The sequence below is a fragment of the Flagellimonas flava genome (genome assembly GCF_050617915.1).
Classification (GTDB): Bacteria; Bacteroidota; Bacteroidia; order Flavobacteriales; family Flavobacteriaceae; genus Flagellimonas; species Flagellimonas flava_A.
Genome location: NZ_JBODQE010000152.1, coordinates 1 through 241 on the forward strand (window position 1 = coordinate 1; position 241 = coordinate 241).

The 241-nt window shown below is 44.0% G+C and carries 1 pseudogene; it reads right to left on the reverse strand.

Annotated features, from left to right (window positions below):
• Positions 1 to 241: pseudogene (locus ACRHOZ_RS21355) on the reverse strand (outer membrane protein assembly factor BamD); the annotation flags it as partial.

The window sequence follows — 241 nt, forward strand, 5'->3', positions numbered from 1 at the left end:
CGCCAAATTGGTGGCCGCCTCAATTCTGTAATAGAGTGCCTCTTCCCGGTAAATGGATCCTGGGTTATCACAAATAAAATTATCCAGGGCGGTAATGGCCGATAACAAGATGGGATAGTTGAATTTCCCTAACTTATTGAACTGCTTGGCTCTCTCAATTTGGTTTCTTTCCTTTTTGGAGGTCAACTCCTTGGCGATGTCATTAGCCTCTTCAAAAAATTCCGACTCCGGATAGGTGTTG